The sequence below is a fragment of the Nitrosospira sp. Nsp2 genome (assembly GCF_003050965.1).
Lineage (GTDB): Bacteria > Pseudomonadota > Gammaproteobacteria > Burkholderiales > Nitrosomonadaceae > Nitrosospira.
The window spans coordinates 31,713-49,824 of sequence record NZ_QAOU01000002.1; the positions used below are offsets into that span (position 1 = coordinate 31,713).

Consider the following 18,112-nt stretch of genomic DNA (forward strand, 5'->3'; position numbering starts at 1 on the left):
TACGATTCATGTTGCTTGTTCTACCCGCCTCCGCGAGGGAACAGACGCCTGTTAATCCTCCAGCGAAAATACGTTCCCGGCCGGCTACAACGAAAAAATCTTCAGGCTTCCTCTCTTTGGAAAACGTTCGGGATTAGACATCGCAGTTCCTCCCTGATTAAAAAGCCAAGCCCGAGGCAATAATTGCAGGAGTTAGCAGATTCAGCGCCATACCGATGATTCCACATCCCAGAATGACGGGAATGACTCCTGCCTTGAAGCGAAACAAAGCAATCATTGCGATAGCGGCAAGCATGACGGAAAGTACATCAAGGGGACCGCTCATGCCAGATGGCCAGAAAACATGGTAGGCGAAAAACAGGGCGAGGTTGACGATAATACCCACGACTGCGGCGGTAATGCCAGTAAGTGGAGCTGTAAGTTTCAGATTCCCATGGGTGGTTTCTATAAAAGGACCGCCTAGCAGGATAAAAATGAAACTCGGCAGAAAGGTAAAAAAAGTGGCTACGGTAGAGGCGATAAAAGCTGAGGCAAACAGCGCATCCGGACCCAGAGCTGCCTTCACCCACCCACCCACGAACCCGACGAAGGTTACTACCATGATGAGGGGTCCGGGTGTGGTTTCACCCAATGCAAGCCCATCAATCATTTGATGGGGGGCCAACCATTGGTAATGCTCAACTGCCCCTTGATAAATATAGGGCAGCACGGCGTATGCTCCACCAAAAGTAAGCAAGGCCGCCTTGGTGAAGAACCAGCCAATCTGGATAAATATGCTGTTCCCGCCAAAGGCGAGGAAAAGAGCGCCCATAGCAGTCCCCCAGATGGCAAGACCTGCGGCGGCCACTCGAATAAACTTTGTCCTGCTAAACAAGGCATGGGCCGGCGTGGGTGTATGGTCATCTATCCAGGCACTTGCAGATTCTTTTCTGGCGTCACCATGTCCACCGCCTATCCTGAAATGACCCGGCGTGATGCGTCCGCCCAAATAGCCAATCAGACCCGCCCCCAGAATGATAAAGGGAAACGGTAATTTCAAAATAAAGACCGCCAGGAATGCGAGCGCGGCAATGCTCCATGTCACTCCATTTTTCAGCACGCGCGATCCGATCCGGTAAGCAGCGAATAGAACAATGGCCACCACTGCGGGTTTGAAGCCATAGAGCATGCCGGCAACGGCGGGAACCGAGCCGTAAGCCATATATACCCATGCCAGCCCCACGAGAATGAAGAAAGAGGGCAATACGAAGAACGTGCCGGCGATAAGACCGCCTGCAGTGCGATGCATGAGCCAGCCGATATAGGTTGCCAGCTGTTGTGCTTCAGGGCCAGGCAGGACCATGCAATAATTCAGGGCGTGCAAAAAACGGCTTTCTGAAATCCAGCGTTTTTTCTCGACCAAATCCTGGTGCATGATCGCAATCTGCCCGGCAGGGCCACCAAAACTCATGAATCCGAGCTTTAGCCAGTATAAAGTGGCCTGCGCAAGCGTAACGGGAGGGGATGTATCAGAATTGGGTACGTTGTTACCTTCGCGCAGGACGTCCAAGCACTCTCCTCTATCGGGAATTACCCGCTAAGGTTTGAGCAAGCCTTGGACGCAAGCGTCTTGAATGGGGAGGCTGCCAAATCCCCGATAAACGATGCTAATTATTCTCGCCAAAAAACGCAAGTTCAACATGCGCGCGGTAACTTATAAACGATATTGAGGAGAACATCCTAAGGCGCATGGGCGGCGATCATATTGCTGCGACGATCATTGCGCGGACTTTGATTTAAAACCATGGTCGAGCTTCTAGACCCACCCGTCCATCTTGGACTCCTGAAAAATCCATCAAGCGAAATCTTTGCCAGCCTGTCTGCTAGTGAACAGGTGTAGCCTCTTCAACCCTTCATCATCGCACCACCGCCGTAATCAAAAAAATGGAAGGTGCTGAAAAATGAATTTTGACCATGCAAAACTTCAGAAAAGCTTACGTAGTACGAAGTTGCAGGAAACTCCTCACAAGAAAATATTTCGGCTTAGGAAACTGGGGCTGGCGCTTAATGTGACGTTTGATATCCTTCTATCCTAACGCCTAGCTTTGCTCCAGACACGGCGACATAAGCAGCTTTGCGCGAGCTTCCTGGGCAAAACCTAGTCGGAACTTTTTACAATTCGGCAGGAAATACTTCTTACACTTTGATCCCATACATTCTTTTGAGCGGGAATGTATATTGCTTATAAACCTATCGGTGATCCAAACTACCTTAATCGATAGGCTTCCGAATTATGGTTCAAGAAAAAAGCGTGCACCGGCCGGTGGAGGCCGTACTCGAAGCGAGCCACAATGACGGCAACCCGGAGCGAAATCGCAGCGAGACACTTCGAAGACTGATGGAGTTTTACGAATCCGACGAAACTGCCAACGAAGAGGAAAGTGAGATTGACGTGATAAATCAACTATACGACACGACAAATAGCGCTACAAAAAGGGAGGATTAAACTGGTCGGTATCCGTACCATGAGCAGGCAGGTAACACGAAGATGTTTGCCGCGGAGGTCGTGCCAGTTCGCCAAGGAAAACTGATTCCGTTGCATAGTTACTCCTTTTGGTGATTTGTATCCCTCAATCTCAAGGGCGGGGTTTTTGCCAGGAGAGACCGCCCGCAACAGCAATACTCTCGAGAACACTCCCGCGACCACAGGATAAACCTCCCGCATGCAAGACCTCTGTCTGAACCTCACGCCACCTTTAATCTTTACAGGGCAGAGTTATAGTATTGCCAAGTGATCGAGGTACGGCGAACGATTGCCTTTTAAAGTGCAGAAGACGGGGCCTGGATCTGAACAAGCTATAAGTTAAAAATCTGTGCTTGCACAAGCTTCCTAGTGTGGGCTCCAGCGATTATTAACCGCCTCATCATGGCCTGCCGCAGCCTGATGGATAGGATTTTCCCCGACCAAATGCGGGGTAGAGGTTGACGATTCTTCGAAATGGCTGTAAACCACTTATGCAGATCAAATTTGAATGATCAGAAATAGTATTGAATCAGTTGCGCTCGTTCTTCCCCACCGAGTATTTTCGGCAATGCTCGAGGTACTGCCCTTCATGATTTGTAATCAAATGCACGATACTGGTCCAAAGCCACGAAGGGGCATCCAAGGTTTTGAAGCGATTTTTCTGAAGTTCCCTAAACCACAGTTTTTTGGTTGAAACATCCATCTGCCGCAGATGTGCCCTTCCAACAATCGCCGCCAAATACCTTGCGAGTTTCTTGGCTTCGTCTTCCGTCAAGCTGTCTACTTCAATTTTCATATCCTGGGGAAGTAGCTCCCTTAGAAACACCGATGTATCCAGGAGGCGAGCTGCCGCCATTCTTTCTCCGAGGTAGGGCGAAAGATGCCGGGCGGCTGTGACAACCCGATCAGCATGTTCACGCGGTATCAATTGACTCGCTTGCTTCGGCGCAACCGGCAACGTTGCTTCCTTGATGTCCATTAAGCAAAACGTTTTTTCATCGGAAGCACCATTTTTTATATAGAGCAGCACAGCATTGCGAAGGTTTCCCAACGAACTGCAGCCTTTTTGCCAATATGCGGCATCGAGGAGCTTTATAACCGAATTGTCATCCATTACATTTAGCGAAGTCGCCAGGTGTGTTATGGTTTTTTGCTCAAATAATTTTTCGATCGCCGCTCTCTCCTCGCGAGAAAGTGGCCAAAAGTTTTTTCCTAGCGGAATAAGCGGAGAGGATAGTTCCAGCCGTTCAATGGCTAACTCCTTCCAGGTCCGCCTGGTTGCTTTTCTTTTTGCGATTTTTATAGATGCTGGATTTTTTATGGGCTTCGATTCTGATTCATCGAATGCATGCTCATAACCTGACATTAAGTGTTCTATTAATTGTGCGGTGATAACACCCGGCAAGCCGGATCCCCGTACAACCGAAGCAAGAGATAATCCGAGCCGTATCAAGTCGTGTGCCGGATTTCCGATGACGGCCTGGTCAAGATCCCTGATCTGTATATCAACTTCTCCTTCATGGTTGGCGATGGGTCCGAGGTTCCCCAAGTGACAATCGCCGCAGATCCAAATGGCGGGGCCTGATGGAAATCGCATCGTCTTCTCTTCCAGCCATTCGTAAAACTTGGCCGTGTTTCCTCGTACATAAGCATGAGGTGATCTAGCCATTTTCCGATTGCGCATTTCGGAAAGAATGTTTTTTCGCTCACCAGGAGCAGGGGGCGTGAATTCTGGACTCTTCATGTGCAGGTTGAATTATCGCTCTGGCAAGCGCCATTAATATTAAGGAAAGGTGAGAGGGTCCGCTGCGATAATTGTTCCTGCAGTGGCGGTGATTTTCGCAGGAAATTGATCCGCATATCCGGATAACAAAGCCCGCCGAAGCGGGTTAGGGGGGAAATATTGAGCAGGGGTTAGGATTTATCCACTGCATGCATCGTTTACCGTTTCGTTCGCATCCCATATATTCTTTTGTGCTTTTTTTTCTTCTTAAATTTTTCCAGCGAAGTCTTTATCCGACCCTTTTAATTGATCTTTATTCAAAATCGATCTCCTCTTGAGTGCATACGTTTTGATTTCGTGTAACAGATTACTGCAGGACAGCTTAAAAACCAGATTAATGCTTTTTTGTGACTTCGTGCCGTTCGGTATAGCACATTGCAGGTACGCGACATTCAAGTCCCGGCACACAGAAACTGCGGACCAATGGCCGCACTGCCAAGAGATGTGGCCAGACAGCTTGGGATATCAAATCCAGCGCTTTCCCTCAGGATTCCGCACCCTTAAAGTACTTTGCGATCCATTTTCTGAGACGACCCCTGCCCCTTATCAGGAGATCAATGAAAAGAAGTCAAGTCCACGGTTCTGCAAAAGACCTCTCTGGAAAGGTGCAGGAAGAAGCTGGGAAACTGCCTGGAATTGTTATCCTTACGTGTCCTGATTTTCCTGCACAGCCTAATCAACCCGTTCTCTGATTGATTGGAGACTCGTCTTGTCTGCTAGCGTACAGAGCGAAGTTAAGTTGCCCAGTAACATGCCGTCATCGGTCGACCGGGCAGGGCAGTCATAGCGGGTGGTGCCGTGTGGTGCCGTGTGGTTCGTATATCGAACTTCCCTCGATGGAGGAGTGGACGCGGTTATGCTAATCCACCGTCGCTTCCAAACCTGCCCTGCAAGCCTTACTCGTTCCCATTGTCAACATCTTTCGATATGAAATCATCAGCCCATATTATTGGCGCCGGAGGTATTGGCATTGCAGCAGCGGCATGCCTCATCCGTGCTGGCTGGGACGTCACCATGATCGAGTCGAACCCCCGGAAGCTCTCCGCTGGGCGCCGCGATGAAATGACGCTCGACGGCCAGCCCATTCAGGGGGCGCACTTCATCCATTTTGATGAATGGGTGCCGCCAACGGACAAGGTGGTGTTGCTATGCACGAAAACATTCGATAACGCGCCGGTCCTGCAACGAATCGCGAATACTCAAGCGTTGGTACCCATTCAAAACGGCTATGACATGGAACTTGAGCAATGTGACCATCCTGCGGAAGCCATTGCTTCATTTGTTTCTGAGTGCCCGCGTGATCGCCTGAGCGCTCGCATTACCCGCGCGGGGTCTTTGCACATAGGCGCGCGGCGAAAGACAACTAGCGCCGAACATGAACACATCAGCGCCCTCGCCTCCGCGTTTACTGAAAGCAAACTATTTCCCGTCAAGTGTGTTTCTGATATTCGGCCATTCAAAGCAACTAAACTGATGTACAACGCAGCTGTTTCACCGCTGGCGGCAAGCGCCGGTGTCGATAATGCAGAACTCCTCACTGATCCGCTCGCGCAAAAACTATTCTTCGCTCTGTTAAAAGAAAACTACGCAATCTTGCATCACGCCGGTCTGCCGCTTGAAACGATTGGCCCATTTCACCCCCACACCGTAATGCGTATATTGCGGACACCGCTCTTGCCCAAAATCATGGGGTTGTTCTTCCGTCCTTCCTTGCGAGGGGCATATTGTTCCATGAGTCCGGATATGGGAAGCGGACAGACTGAAATTGATGCTTATAACGGACATCTTGTTCGACTTGCAGGAGCCTTTCCTTGCCCTATTAATAATGCCGTTATCAATCTGGTTGATCGAATCTCACGCGACCGGCTCGCCAAGACACGAACGCACCTTCGTCATCTCGCCGCATCTCTCCCCAATGGTGTTTTAAAATGAATTTGATAACCGGAGGCGGCGGGTTTATCGGTTCGCATCTCGTGCATCAACTGCTCGCCAGCGGCGAGCCTGTCCGCGTTCTTGAACATCCTGAGGCGGTAGTAAATCATTTACCCCTTGAACGCATTGAACTTGTTCGCGCAGATATTCGAGACTTCGGAGCGATGCGAAATATGATGCACGGTTGCGACCGCGTCTATCATCTTGCGGCTGATCCCAATCTTTGGCGACGCAATCGTTGTGAATTTGACGAAATCAACCATAAAGGTACTCTCAATGTCATGCGGGCCGCACTCGACAGCGGTGTGAGTAGAGTGCTCTACGTAAGCACCGAAAGTATTCTTACATCGGACGAGTTCAGCGGTGGAGCCGCTGAGTCCGTCCGCCTGGGTGAAGAGGACATGATCGGACCTTATTGCTTGAGCAAATTTCAGGCGGAACAGGCTGCGTTCCAACTTGCCGAAGCTGGCGCCCCGGTCATTGTATGTAGTCCAACATTGCCTATGGGGCCAGGGGATAGAAATCAAACGCCTCCCACCCGTCTCTCGGTCGCCTTCTGTCAGGGCAAAATTCCAGTCTATCTGGATTGTAAATTGAACCTGATCGATGTCCGTGACGTGGCTGTCGGATTGGTGCGCGCAATGCAACGGGGCAGACCTGGCGTTCGATATCTGCTCGCAGGACATAACTGTCGGTTAATCGAGTGGCTTCAAATTCTTGGAGACATTGTGAATCGCCCCGCTCCACGATGGACGATTCCATATCCGGTAGCGCTGGCGATTGGTTGGTTCAGTGAGTTGTGGGCCGATCATATTTCACATCGCATGCCTAGCGCGACGGTCACGGGTGTGCGACTGACAAAACGTACCATGCACTTCGATCCTTCGGCGACCTATGACGAGCTTGGTTTGGAGGCCCCGCGGCCCATAGAGGAATCTGCAAGGGATGCGGTGAGTTGGTACCGCAAGCAGCATTGGATCTAAACCAGCAAAATCGTGGCTGGAAGATGCGTTGCAAGTGCATAGGGTTTCTACGCGGCTACTAACAGGGTTCGAGTGGGAGGCGGCTGCTGACTCCGCCAATGCTCCCGGAAATTTTTGGAATATGAAAATTATCATCCCAGACCAGCCGGGACGCAGAGGGGCCTCTGAGCCTAGGAGTTGTTACATAGACCTGGAACAGTCCACTATTGTCACTCATATATTGACGCAAAGGACGGCTGTCAAAGATTCGCTACCCTCCGAAACCCGTGGCTAGATACTCGGCCAGGAGCACCACGCCGTATGCGCCCGACGGCAAGGCGACGGCGGCGCCGAATACCGGGTGTTGGGTAAACGGCAGGAATGCACCTCTGTGATTGTTTTTTATGGCTTGGATCGCCCATTCCAGTTCCTGTCTGTTCTGGTCGTCATCCGACATCTGGCGGGAGCGGATGAGCCTGCTCTCAAGCCGTTTGACGACTTCGCGTTTGGCGATCTCCGCCGAGTGCCGCAATGCCATGCTGCTGATAATGACGAGTGCGGCGTTGAGGGTAAAGATAATGATGAGCGCGGTGGGAAAATCCCAGTTGTCGAAGTAGCGGTGGCGGGCCATACCCAGCAGGAACATGATGATGAACGGGAAATAGATAAAGTTGCCGATCACGGTGGTGCGCTCGGCAATCAGTTCGATGCTGAGCCATTCCTCCAGGGTCTGCTTGCTCATGTTTCGTTCCGCGGATAGTTTGTCCAGCGTCCCGCCAGACCACCGGATTTTTTTCATAGCGATGCAGTTGACCCAGCGCCGGCAGAGCCTGGTCGAATCCACGATATAAAAGATCAGAACCATCAGCGCGATCACGGCAAGAATGACAGCTACATTATTGATCTCGACGCAGGCATCTCCCCGGCAGGGGGTCTGAGGAAAACCCAGCAGCTTCATCAGCAGCAGGGCGGCCAGCCAGGCGACAGCCAGTTGCGGCAACGCGCGTGCCGCGAAATTTTTCCATTGACCAAGGGTGATGTATTCATGCCACAGGTGACCGGCATCAATCTGCTCCGCGGTTTGAGGGCGCCACACATGCAGGCCGATACAGCGGCGCAGCCGGCTGGAGAGGGCGCTGGAGAAAATTCCCCAAGCCCCGAGGGGGCGGGGGCTGGATTCCTCACGTGTGTTATTACCCAAAGGTTCGTTTTTTTCTTCAAACATAAAGCATTGCGCCAGGGTGCGCTCATTCTGTTGCAACTTACGCCAGGAATACCAGAGAAAGGCCAGGCTCATCACTAGCGCGAGTAGCCGGAAGATGGCGGCCGGCCACGCACTGATTCCTTCGGTGAAGGTAAATGGCTCGTTCTCCGCTGCGTTCGGCACTCTCCACATTATCCATTCTATGATGGCGTAGCCGGTTGCCGCCGCGATCGCCACTGCCAGCCACAATAATTTATCGGATCCGAGCCTGAGAAGAGCATTCGCCACCGAACTGCTGATCAGCATGGCCCCCGCAATCAGGACGAAAACGGTGAGCGCCACCCATGCTGCCTGCGCAAGCCAGTTCTGGGCAGGGGAGAATGGAAAGCGATTCAAATCGGGACGGGGAGGGTGAATGCTGATGGCGTCGCCGGTTGATTGCGAACGCGGATTCGGATTTGTGCTGATGTCGAAAGCGCCGTGCCGCCCGACTTCATACAACCTGGGCTGTACATGAGGGGAAAATAGCAGCGGCTCTGCTTTATCCATCGCTTCGCGCAACTGGAAGCAGCCTGGACAATCTACCTTTTGCGAGGGCACGAAATGTTCCAGCGCCCATAAGGCGGAATAGAACAGCGAGGTCTGGTAACTGTCCCGGAATGGCGGAATCGGCGTTTGCAGCGCCGATTGAAGTTCAAGCCCATAATGCGAAGCAATGATAAGGTTGCGCGTCGATATCCATTGCGCGGGATAGGCCAGGCGGGCATTAAGATCGGTGGTAAAAAATATCGCGCGGGGAAATGTCGGGCGCAGCGCCTGCAAAATGAGCAGCTTGTCATAGACATCGCTGCCAAGCACGCCGATGGCCCTGAACTCCTCCCCGTTCTTCGCTTCCTCTTCCTTAAGCGCTGCCGCGAGCCTGAGGACATAGTCGAGTTGCGCACGCCCTTCCGGACGCTGGCCCGCGTTCTGCTCGACACCGGGAAGCTCCCCCTCGTACCATGCCCTGATTCTCGCCTGGCTGTCGTCCTTTTTATCGCTGTCCTTATCGTTTGCCGTGGCTGGCAATTCCCCGTCGAGGCCAGCCAGATACGAATGCCGGTAAACCCAGCCCGGCCATTCATCCCTGCGCAGCTTGTCGATTTCGCCCTTCAGGGGCGCACCCGTGGCGCCGGAGCCGTTATTCATCGCCACTGCGGCAAAAGTGCGCGGCAGCGAGCGTCCGTAGAGCGTGTCCCACTCGGAGATCAGCGCAACTTTGGGATTGCAGTTTTTGTCGGCGCAGGGTTTCAAATCGACCTGGCGGCGTTTCAGCTCCTGCAGAAGCTGCTCCGCCAATACTGCATCCGTATCAATGGTTCTCGTCAGCCTGATCTGCCCCCTTGCGAACAGTTTCTGCACCGACTCGTTTGTTTGCTGACCGTCCTGCTGCCGGGAAGGGAGGGCGGGCGGCCGGTCGAGCAGAAACGTATCCTCGGCTGTCGCCCATGGGGAAAAGAAACGAACATCTTTCAGGCGGTCGAAGGCAGGAGGGGAAGCGCCGGGCTGTCCGGTCTGCAATTCCTTCAGCATGGCGCTTAACGCCGCGGAGCTTCGGGGCCCGAGTACCTCGTAGGTCGGGTCTACTTTTGACTTATGCCTGGCAAAGGTTTTGTGAAGCGACGCAAGGAGATCATCCAGGAACGTCAGCGGATGCGCGCCAGCATCCTGTTCCTTGAGCCACAGGATGAGCACAGGTTTAGCATGCGGCTGCCCGTGAAATTTCGCCTTTGGGAGAAACAATTCGACTGGAACAAGCACGTCGATGTCGCCAATGCCTGCTTCCGGCCCCGCCGTTGCTTCCTTATCCCTGTCGCTGAACGGGTTCCATTTGAAAAAACGGAGATACTCTCCCGATTCCGGCACGTAGCCCGCCGCCCCGAGAGCCGATACCACCGCATAACGATCCTTGAGCCTCGATTCGCCGCCATTGACGTACGGGCTTCCATCGACGAATACCGGGAGCACCCGCAGGCTGGAAATGCTAGACCCGACGAGGGATTCCACCAGCCTGTCGAGTGTATGCACGTCGTCTTTTACCCCCGGCTGCGTTGGACGCTTTTGTTCCAGCTGCCGGTGTGCCTCGATCGCTTCAAAAGGGTCCTGCCACAAACGGGATTGAACCAGGCCCTTTCTCTGGAACATGCTCGTTGCCTTTTCCTTGTCGATCGGTCGCACTGTTTTAAGCGTGATTCCTTCGTAATAAAGGTAACCGCTTACCATTGCAACCAGCGCAATAAGCCCGGCCAGGGGCAGCTTCGATTTTTCGTCCTGTTTTTCCGCCATATGAGAAGCCTTTCAACGGCGGCGTTGCGCCGCGGCAGTAAGGTCCGAGAGAGTAAATGTCAAAATGGCCGAGTTGCCATTATTTATAGTAAAGGACTGCAAAACTATAAAGCAGGTAGCTCAAGCGCGGCGCGTCCGAGTGGGAACGGAGGCCGTGGCTGTGGAAAGTGGAAGGCGCCTGACGGATCGGTTCGGCTTCGATTGAGGTAGCCTTTCGAACCTGTCGAGCCTGTCGAACTCGAGGCGGCATTGTACTTCAGTCCAATAGCCAGTCCGCCTGGAATTGGCGAATATATCACCCGGGAAGCACTGATGCAGCAGGGAGGCTTCCCTAAGTGAAAATAGAGTCACTGACGCAAGTGAAAGCAGCAGAAGCAGCAAGCAACGAGCAACAGAAGCAAGGAAACAAATAAAGCAAGTAAACGGAAGCAAACGCCTTGGACCCGGTCGCAGCACTGCTGCTACCGGGTTTTTTATTCGTTGTGAGGGACGGTGAGAACGAAATGCCCATCCCATCGCGAAAATGGCTCGCCCATACACCGAATGAGGACAAAGGGCAGGATGACGATACATCCTGCTCCGCGAAACAGCCCATTCACCTTCCGGGCTCATCCGGCGGAGCGGTATCGGCAGGAGTTGCCTTTCTTGGTGTCGCCAGCACCTTGTCGATGCGATTACCATCCATGTCGATAACCTCGAAGGTCCATCCCTCCCATTCGCAGCGGTCTCCCGTCTGCGGCAGTTTTCCCACGAGCAGCATAACCATTCCGCTGAGCGTGTTGTAACGTCCCTTTTCTTCCTCTGGCACCTCCTTAAGGCCGAGCCGGTCCTTTAGCTCGGGGACGGGAATAAAACCATCCAGGAGCCAGCTGCCATCATCACGCCGCATTGCCCATGCGTCCTCGGGCCGTTTCGGCTTGAACTCGCCGGTAATGGCCTCCATCACATCCTCCAGGGTGACGATGCCTTGCACTTCGCCGTATTCATCTATGACGAATGCGAGGTGGGTGCCAGAATTCTTGAAGTTTTCCAGTAGCTCGATACCGGTAAGGGACTCCGGAACGAATACCGGTGGATGCAGATTTTCGGTCAGATCTGGTTTCTCGCCACGCAATGTCTGAGTGAGGAATTGCCGCGCTCTGGCTACCCCCAGTATTTCCTCCCAGCTGCCCTTGAGCACCGGGAAGCGCGAATGCTCGCTGGCTTCAATCCGCTTGATGTTTTCTTCCAGCGGTTCCTCGATATCGAGGTAGACAACGTCGCTTCGCGGCACCATAAGCGATGCAATCTGACGGTCATCCAGGCGGAACACATTGCGGATCATCTGGTGCTCTTCATGCTCGATCACCCCGGCGCTCGAGCCCTCCGCAAGCATCAGGTGGATTTCCTCCTGAGTCACGCTTGGCCTGCCCTGCTCTTTGATTCCAAGGGCGCTTAATATCAGCGCGGTCGACGCGGACAACAACCTCACAAACGGTTTGGAGACAACCGCCAGCCACAGCATCGGTCGCGACACCCAACGGGCGACAGACTCAGGATTAATTTGGCCCAGCCGTTTGGGAACCAGTTCGCCCAGCACGATGGTGAAATAGGTAATGCCGACCACGACCACGCCGGTGGCGAGATATTCCGAGAGGGGTTTTTGAACTCCCAGGTTTTCGATCCACCCGGTGAAGGGACGCGCCAGCGCGGCCTCGCCGATGATCCCGTTCATAATGCCGATGAAGGTAATCCCGATCTGGACAGTGGAGAGAAAGCGGTTTGGATCTTCCCCCAATTGTATTGCTGCGGCTGCGCCGCTGTCACCGTTCTGTGCCAGGTTTTGAAGCTGGGCTCTACGCGAAGTTATCAACGCGATTTCGGACATGGCGAACACGCCGTTGAGAATAATGAGGGCAAACAGTAAAGAGATTTCCATGAGCGATATGTGTTCGAACGAACACCGTAGTTGAAAACAGGCGACTCGATTAGCGAAAATAGGCAACGCAATATTCGGCGGAGCGGCTGGACCGAAGGGTAAGACAATTTCCGCGAACCATCATCTTCAGGTTAGATGAGATTTAGGGAAGATTCACCTGCCCCAAGATTTACCCCTGAGCAACGAGCGCTTTAACAGGCAGCCAGACCCCGTGGTGATGCCTCGCAATGGCAATTCAGGTTGGGTAGGGATATCATGAGGCGGCATGAAGATATTCGCGGACGCAGCCAAGGATAAAGTGCAATCAACCGGGGGAAGTCAAACCAGTGCAATCAAACCAGTGCAGTCGGGAAAGCATGATAGACGAGGAAACCATGGATGAGAAAGACATGAGCGAGAGAAGCGCGGACGAAAAGACCAAACCGCACATCGTCGGAGTCAATCACATTGCCCTTGAGGTGGGAGATATCGACGAGGCGCTGGACTTCTACGGCCGCATCTTCGCCTTCAAATTACGGGGCCGAGGCCAGAGCGCCGCTTTTATCGACATGGGCGATCAGTTCATCGCCCTGATGAGAGGGCGGAAACAGCCCTCGGATGACCAGCGGCATTTCGGCCTGGTGGTTGATGACCGTTCGCGCGTGCGGGAGCTCGCCCAAGCGGCAGGGGCAACCATGCTGGAAGGCGGCAGGCTGGACTTCCTCGACCCGTGGGGCAACCGTGTTCAGGTGGTTGAATACCGTGACCTGCAATTTACCAAGACGGACGCGGTGCTGAAGTACATGGGGCTGGACTTGGAAAAGACCGCGGAGGCGCAGACTGAACTGCGCGCAAAGGGTATCGAGCACTGAGGGCGAATGGCCGCGCATAGCCGGCGCGAAAAGCCGGGAGGCTTCTGGTTTTCGAGTTATACGAGGCTGACTCTTGTAATGGCGGCCGGGATTGATGTACTCCGCGGGGTGAATCAGTTAGTGACGGCTATTGCTCATCGACCCATGCGCGGGCTTTTGCACTCGCGGCCTCGTGCGCCTTGCTTTCATCATCCGTCGGCTCGGCGAAGCTTTCGTAGGCAACCACGCCCTTCTCGTCAAGAATCCGGTAGCGACCATTCCAGAGACCGGTTGTGTCGTCACGCTCCGCCCAGGCAGTAATTTTGTATCCCTTGTACTCAGCATTCATGTTTGTCCTCCAGATTAGATGATGAGCGTATTGGGTTTTAAGCAAAATATCAATGTCGGTTTAGGGGGATTCGGGGTGAATTCGAGCGAAAGCGCGAAAAAATAGACGTGAGCCCAGGGACGGGATCCATCGATCCGACGCAGCCTTGCATGGTCCGACAGGGTCGGGTTGTACTTCAGTACAATAGGAAAGTGCCCCAGGATTGGTAACATGCAATCGGGGAAGCAATGGTGGGGTGGTCGCTTTCCCAGTGAAAGTGGAAATAGAAGCAAACGCCATGGCCCGGTCGCAGCGATCCTGCTTCCGGGCCTTTTCGTTGGGCTGGAGGTGGCTGCACCTGCGACTGCGTCAGGGGGAGGCGACCGCGATTTTTAAACCGGTCTCCAATGCCAGGCTCGGGAAGAAGGATAAGAGGAAAAAGGCCTCGATTGGTCAAATGCTCCTCAAGTTCCGGCGAGCTGCAAGCGGATATGAACACTCAGCCCTTCGTCGGGTTCATTTCTCGCCATGATTTCGCCGCCATGCAGCCGAACAGCCCGTTCAGCGATGGCCAACCCGAGTCCGTATCCACCGCTTGTGCGGTCCCTCGCTTCTTCCACCCTGACGAAGGGCTCGAAAAGGTGGAGCAGCATTTCGTCAGGTACGCCGGGTCCGCGATCCCGAATCCGAACGAGGATGCGATCCTGGCGATCTGTATCGGGCAGCATGCTTATTTCTACGGTCGTATCGGGTTTTGTGTACCTGATGGCATTGCGCACGACGTTTTCAATCGCGCTGTGCAGCAGCCTGGCGCTGGACTGGACAATCGCCGGAAAGGATTCGCGCAATTCGACCCTGCAACCACGTGACGCTGCTTCAAATTGCGCATCTTCTATAAGCCCTTCGAGCAGTTCCCGTATATCCACCTTGTCAGTACGTCCGGCATCCACTCCCGCTTCGAGGCGGGAGAGCTCAAGAAGCTGGCCGATCAGTTCATTCAGGCGTTCTATCTCGATTTCGATGCGGTCGAGCTCGTTTTCGGCCTGTCCATTTGATCGCTGGCGAGCAAGACCTAATGCAACCTGAATGCGTGCGAGCGGTGACCGCAGTTCATGGGAGGCGTCGCTCAGCAGTTGCCGTTGCGAACTGAAGACTTTTTCGAGGCGTTCAGCCATTTTGTCGAATGCGCCTGCCAGGTCGGCGATTTCATCGCGGCGCGTACCCATGGATGGGGAAACACGCTGGGTAAGGTCGCCGGCTGCGATATGTTGGGCGGCGCGCCGCAACCGCTCCAGCGGGAACGTCTGGTACCGGCTGAGCAACAGGCAAACCAGCGCGCTTATCAGGGCTGCAATGGTCACCGGCAACGCAATAACTCTCGGCCGCTGCAACACCCTGAGCAATGTGATGCTCTGGAAGTCCGGCACCATGCGATACGAGCTTCCATCCGCCAGGCGGATTGACCGCAGGTGAGCCGGGGCCTTTCGTTCCATGCGTTCCGCATGTTGGCGCCTCCTGTCCAGCCTTGTGACGATATAAGCGGGAACCTCACGCCCCAGAAGGTCCTGTCCGCTTTCATCAATCAGGAAAATCGGTATCGCTTCGCGACGGTCCAGGCGGCTAAGCCATGCTTCAAGGCCTTCGATACCGTTTTGTTTTGCTGCTGTTTGGGCTTGATCGAGATATTCGGCAAGGCGCGCACGCATGCTGCCGATATCCTGCTGGGTTCGCGTGTGTTCCAGATAGCTGGAAACCGCGAACAGGAGTAACGCGGCAAAAATTACCAAAGTAAGCCAGAACGATAGAAATATTTTCCAGAATAATCTGTGCACATCAGTTCCGTGAATAAATATAACCGACCCCACGGACCGTCTTGATTCGTTCCTGGCCATCAGGCAGCGGGCGCAGCTTTTTGCGCAGGTTGCTTACATGCATATCGAGACTGCGGTCATAACGGCTTAACTTGCGGCCGAGCGCCTGCTGTGAGAGGGTTGCTTTCAAAACAACCTGACCCGCTTCCCGCAACAGCACATGCAACAGACTGAATTCGGTGCTGGTCATCGCTATGGAATGGTTCCCGCACGTAACGGTGCGGGAACCATTGTGCATGACGATATCATCAAGTACTATTTGATCGGGCCGATCTTTTCCATTCTGGAACTCGCCTTGCGCCTCTGCTCTTCTTAAAATTGCGCGAATTCGCGCCAACAGCACGCGGGGATTGGAGGGTTTCGCGAGATAGTCGTCTGCTCCAAGCTCAAGCCCGACGATGCTGTCGACGTCATGCCCGCGCGCGGTCAGCATAAGCACAGGAAGTTGGGACCGGGTGCGCAGTTCACGCAATACATCGAAACCATTTCGGCGCGGCATCATCACATCGAGTATCAGCAGATCATACTGGTTGGCCGCGATTTTACTTAACGTCATGTCGCCATCATGCGCCACATCGACATCGAAGCCTTCTACCGCAAGATAATCCACCAGCATGCCGCTCAATTCGATATCGTCATCCGCCAACAGTATGTGGGCCATCCGTTTTTTCCAGGTTAATCGTTTGCAAAGGCTTGCCTGATGTATCTGCTACGGATATTGCCAAATTAATGCGGCCAAATACAGCGCCCCCCGGACTCTTTACACAACTTTACGCTTCCGTAACCCTTCTTGACATTGCCCGGTCGTATTCTTTGTTCAAGCCGTACACATTCGCGGCGATATTCTCCGACAACACTATCAAGAGGACTGGCTAAATGAAAACAATCGTCAAAATTTCATTGATCGGCGGGTTACTGGCAAGCAGTATGGCTTTGGCCGATCCGCATTCGGACACGTATTTGAAAGACGGCGCGCGAGGATGCCATCACGGGGCACGTTCCGGAAAGATAGGGCAAGGTATGGAGGGCAAAGGGCTGTATTGGGAAAAGATGGCGGATCGCCTCCAACTCACGACGGCGCAGCGCGCATCGGTTAAAGCGGCTGTGGAAAACGCCAAGCCCCGATTTGCAGATCTAAAGGAAAAAATGCGGACCAATCGAAAAGCGTTAAAAGAACTTGGGCGAGCCGGAAACAGTGACGAAAGCCGGTTGGAGGCATTGGCACGGGAGCGGGGTAATCTGGTGGCCGACCTGACCATTCAGCGCAGCCGGACACGTAATGACATAAATAATGTGTTCACCGATGCCCAGCGGGAGCAGATGAAACAGATGCGTGAGAAGCATCGGCAGGAGCATCGCAATAAAGCCTGAAACGCAACCGGTCCAGGGAATATAATCCGGGTCTGCGCGACCTGTGGAACAATGGCCGCCAGCCGAAGGAGATTTGATCCTGCCCCCGGGATAAGCCCGAGCCCTGCCGACAGGCAGGGCCTATTTGGGGAGTCGCCTAATGGTTCCTAAGGACGGGCGCAATCCGGAATAGGGGAGGGTCAATATCAGGCGCGCGTAAATCGCCGGAATCCGCCATGGCGAGTTAACGGAACCAGGTAACTGAGCCAAGGTAACTAAGGGTTAGGTTCGTCTGCCGGTATTTCACAATGCGGACCACACCTTCAACTCATGGCGGATGTGCCGCACCTCGACAATTGTTTTCATATATCAATAGGTTGGTATGAACAGACTATCGGGACTTTGCATCATCCTGCCGCTATGCGTCATCGTTACCGGCTGCGCAGGATTTCGCGGCGGCTGGGAAAGTGCCGCTTATTTCGATGGTACTGCTCCCGTCGCACCCCAGCGGCAGCGTTCGACCGAGGGGCCTGAGCTGAACCTCCCCGGATTGAATCTGCATGTCGGTATCGACAACCGGCTGCAAACTTACGACACGCAGATTTTCTTCGGCTTGCCGCTCTCTGTTGACCCGCGCAATCTATATCCCAAAAATTATCGGCCCGGGAAGACCCGGGTCTTTGTGGACGTGACGCCGCGGACAGGCGGGTTTGTGTTCCGGCCGCTACTTGCATCGCTCGTGATCGGCAGCACGCATTATCCAGCAGTGCGGGGGTTTGAGTTTGGTATGTGGGATGCGGAGGGACAGCAGACGAATACCGGCGGAGTATGGGATCACCGCGATGTCGGAGGAGGGGTGTCCCTCACCGAGCCCCATAAACGGTATCGATTGTCGCTGGAATTCGACATTCCCGTTCCGTCGCCCAAGTCCCCCGACATTTTGCTCGATCTTTCCCGCGCGCTTCAGGACCTCGGCAGTGTTGGAGACCCACCGTTGCCGCTGATCCGGTTTGCGCCGGTTAAATGGGAGGAGGGGTATACCTGATCCGAAATTTTTGAGCATGATTTGAGCGGTCTTCTATATTGAAAACGAAGCGCCCCGGTTG

At 53.8% G+C, this 18,112-nt stretch carries 13 protein-coding genes; 6 read left to right on the forward strand and 7 right to left on the reverse strand.

Going from position 1 to position 18,112, the window contains the following annotated elements; translation table 11 throughout:
- Positions 1-157 precede the first annotated feature (157 nt).
- Positions 158-1,549 (reverse strand): chromate efflux transporter, encoded by a 1,392-nt coding sequence (gene chrA, locus C8R31_RS04330; protein WP_375136114.1) that lies wholly within the window; start codon positions 1,547-1,549, stop codon positions 158-160.
- Positions 1,550-2,272: 723 nt separating this feature from the next.
- Between chrA and C8R31_RS04335 the strand changes: the two genes are divergently transcribed.
- A complete protein-coding gene (locus tag C8R31_RS04335; RefSeq protein WP_107692862.1) occupies positions 2,273-2,485 on the forward strand; it encodes a hypothetical protein in 213 nt (70 codons plus the stop codon).
- A gap of 547 nt (positions 2,486-3,032) precedes the next feature.
- Here the strand turns inward: C8R31_RS04335 and C8R31_RS04340 are convergent.
- Entirely contained in the window at positions 3,033-4,247 is a 1,215-nt protein-coding gene (locus C8R31_RS04340) for a DUF2252 family protein (protein WP_107692863.1), read from the reverse strand.
- Positions 4,248-5,213: 966 nt separating this feature from the next.
- Between C8R31_RS04340 and C8R31_RS04345 the strand changes: the two genes are divergently transcribed.
- Together C8R31_RS04345 and C8R31_RS04350 are read left to right on the forward strand one after the other, a co-directional pair.
- Positions 5,214-6,218, forward strand: coding sequence for a ketopantoate reductase family protein (locus C8R31_RS04345; protein WP_107692864.1), 1,005 nt, complete (start codon positions 5,214-5,216; stop codon positions 6,216-6,218).
- Positions 6,215-7,201 (forward strand): NAD-dependent epimerase/dehydratase family protein, encoded by a 987-nt coding sequence (locus tag C8R31_RS04350; protein ID WP_107692865.1) that lies wholly within the window; start codon positions 6,215-6,217, stop codon positions 7,199-7,201. The genes C8R31_RS04345 and C8R31_RS04350 overlap by 4 nt, the downstream gene beginning before the upstream one ends.
- A gap of 250 nt (positions 7,202-7,451) precedes the next feature.
- Here the strand turns inward: C8R31_RS04350 and C8R31_RS04355 are convergent, their stop codons facing one another.
- Together C8R31_RS04355 and C8R31_RS04360 are read right to left on the reverse strand one after the other, a co-directional pair.
- On the reverse strand, positions 7,452-10,709 hold the full coding sequence (locus tag C8R31_RS04355; RefSeq protein ID WP_181320431.1) for a hypothetical protein: 3,258 nt from the start codon (positions 10,707-10,709) through the stop codon (positions 7,452-7,454).
- A 595-nt stretch (positions 10,710-11,304) separates the two neighbouring features.
- The gene (locus C8R31_RS04360; protein ID WP_107692866.1) at positions 11,305-12,627 is read right to left on the reverse strand and encodes a hemolysin family protein; all 1,323 of its coding nucleotides are present in this window, start codon (positions 12,625-12,627) and stop codon (positions 11,305-11,307) included.
- A 356-nt stretch (positions 12,628-12,983) separates the two neighbouring features.
- On the opposite strand from C8R31_RS04360, the gene C8R31_RS04365 reads away from it, so the two are divergent.
- Positions 12,984-13,478 carry a VOC family protein gene (locus C8R31_RS04365; RefSeq protein ID WP_258192542.1) on the forward strand — a complete coding sequence of 165 codons (495 nt, stop codon included), beginning with the start codon at positions 12,984-12,986 and terminating at the stop codon, positions 13,476-13,478.
- A 127-nt stretch (positions 13,479-13,605) separates the two neighbouring features.
- On the opposite strand, the gene C8R31_RS04370 is transcribed toward C8R31_RS04365, so the two are convergent.
- From C8R31_RS04370 to C8R31_RS04385, 3 genes are all read right to left on the reverse strand, one after another.
- A complete protein-coding gene (locus C8R31_RS04370) occupies positions 13,606-13,806 on the reverse strand; it encodes a hypothetical protein (RefSeq protein WP_107692867.1) in 201 nt (66 codons plus the stop codon).
- A gap of 443 nt (positions 13,807-14,249) precedes the next feature.
- Complete coding sequence (locus C8R31_RS04380) at positions 14,250-15,617, reverse strand: ATP-binding protein (protein ID WP_107692869.1); 1,368 nt, start codon at positions 15,615-15,617, stop codon at positions 14,250-14,252.
- A 1-nt stretch (position 15,618) separates the two neighbouring features.
- Entirely contained in the window at positions 15,619-16,317 is a 699-nt protein-coding gene (locus tag C8R31_RS04385; protein WP_107692870.1) for a response regulator, read from the reverse strand.
- A 215-nt stretch (positions 16,318-16,532) separates the two neighbouring features.
- On the opposite strand from C8R31_RS04385, the gene C8R31_RS04390 reads away from it, so the two are divergent.
- Entirely contained in the window at positions 16,533-17,027 is a 495-nt protein-coding gene (locus C8R31_RS04390) for a Spy/CpxP family protein refolding chaperone (RefSeq protein ID WP_107692871.1), read from the forward strand.
- Positions 17,028-17,388: 361 nt separating this feature from the next.
- A complete protein-coding gene (locus tag C8R31_RS04395; protein ID WP_107692872.1) occupies positions 17,389-18,051 on the forward strand; it encodes a hypothetical protein in 663 nt (220 codons plus the stop codon).
- Positions 18,052-18,112: the final 61 nt, after the last annotated feature.

Bases quoted from the DNA above. Each gene is read 5' to 3' on its own strand.
- C8R31_RS04395 (WP_107692872.1), top strand. From the start codon at position 17,389: ATGAACAGACTATCGGGACTTTGCATCATCCTGCCGCTATGCGTCATC.
- C8R31_RS04370 (WP_107692867.1), bottom strand. From the start codon at position 13,806: ATGAATGCTGAGTACAAGGGATACAAAATTACTGCCTGGGCGGAGCGT.
- C8R31_RS04345 (WP_107692864.1), top strand. From the start codon at position 5,214: ATGAAATCATCAGCCCATATTATTGGCGCCGGAGGTATTGGCATTGCA.
- C8R31_RS04360 (WP_107692866.1), bottom strand. From the start codon at position 12,627: ATGGAAATCTCTTTACTGTTTGCCCTCATTATTCTCAACGGCGTGTTC.
- C8R31_RS04335 (WP_107692862.1), top strand. From the start codon at position 2,273: ATGGTTCAAGAAAAAAGCGTGCACCGGCCGGTGGAGGCCGTACTCGAA.
- C8R31_RS04365 (WP_258192542.1), top strand. From the start codon at position 12,984: ATGATAGACGAGGAAACCATGGATGAGAAAGACATGAGCGAGAGAAGC.
- C8R31_RS04355 (WP_181320431.1), bottom strand. From the start codon at position 10,709: ATGGCGGAAAAACAGGACGAAAAATCGAAGCTGCCCCTGGCCGGGCTT.
- C8R31_RS04340 (WP_107692863.1), bottom strand. From the start codon at position 4,247: ATGAAGAGTCCAGAATTCACGCCCCCTGCTCCTGGTGAGCGAAAAAAC.
- C8R31_RS04350 (WP_107692865.1), top strand. From the start codon at position 6,215: ATGAATTTGATAACCGGAGGCGGCGGGTTTATCGGTTCGCATCTCGTG.
- C8R31_RS04385 (WP_107692870.1), bottom strand. From the start codon at position 16,317: ATGGCCCACATACTGTTGGCGGATGACGATATCGAATTGAGCGGCATG.
- C8R31_RS04390 (WP_107692871.1), top strand. From the start codon at position 16,533: ATGAAAACAATCGTCAAAATTTCATTGATCGGCGGGTTACTGGCAAGC.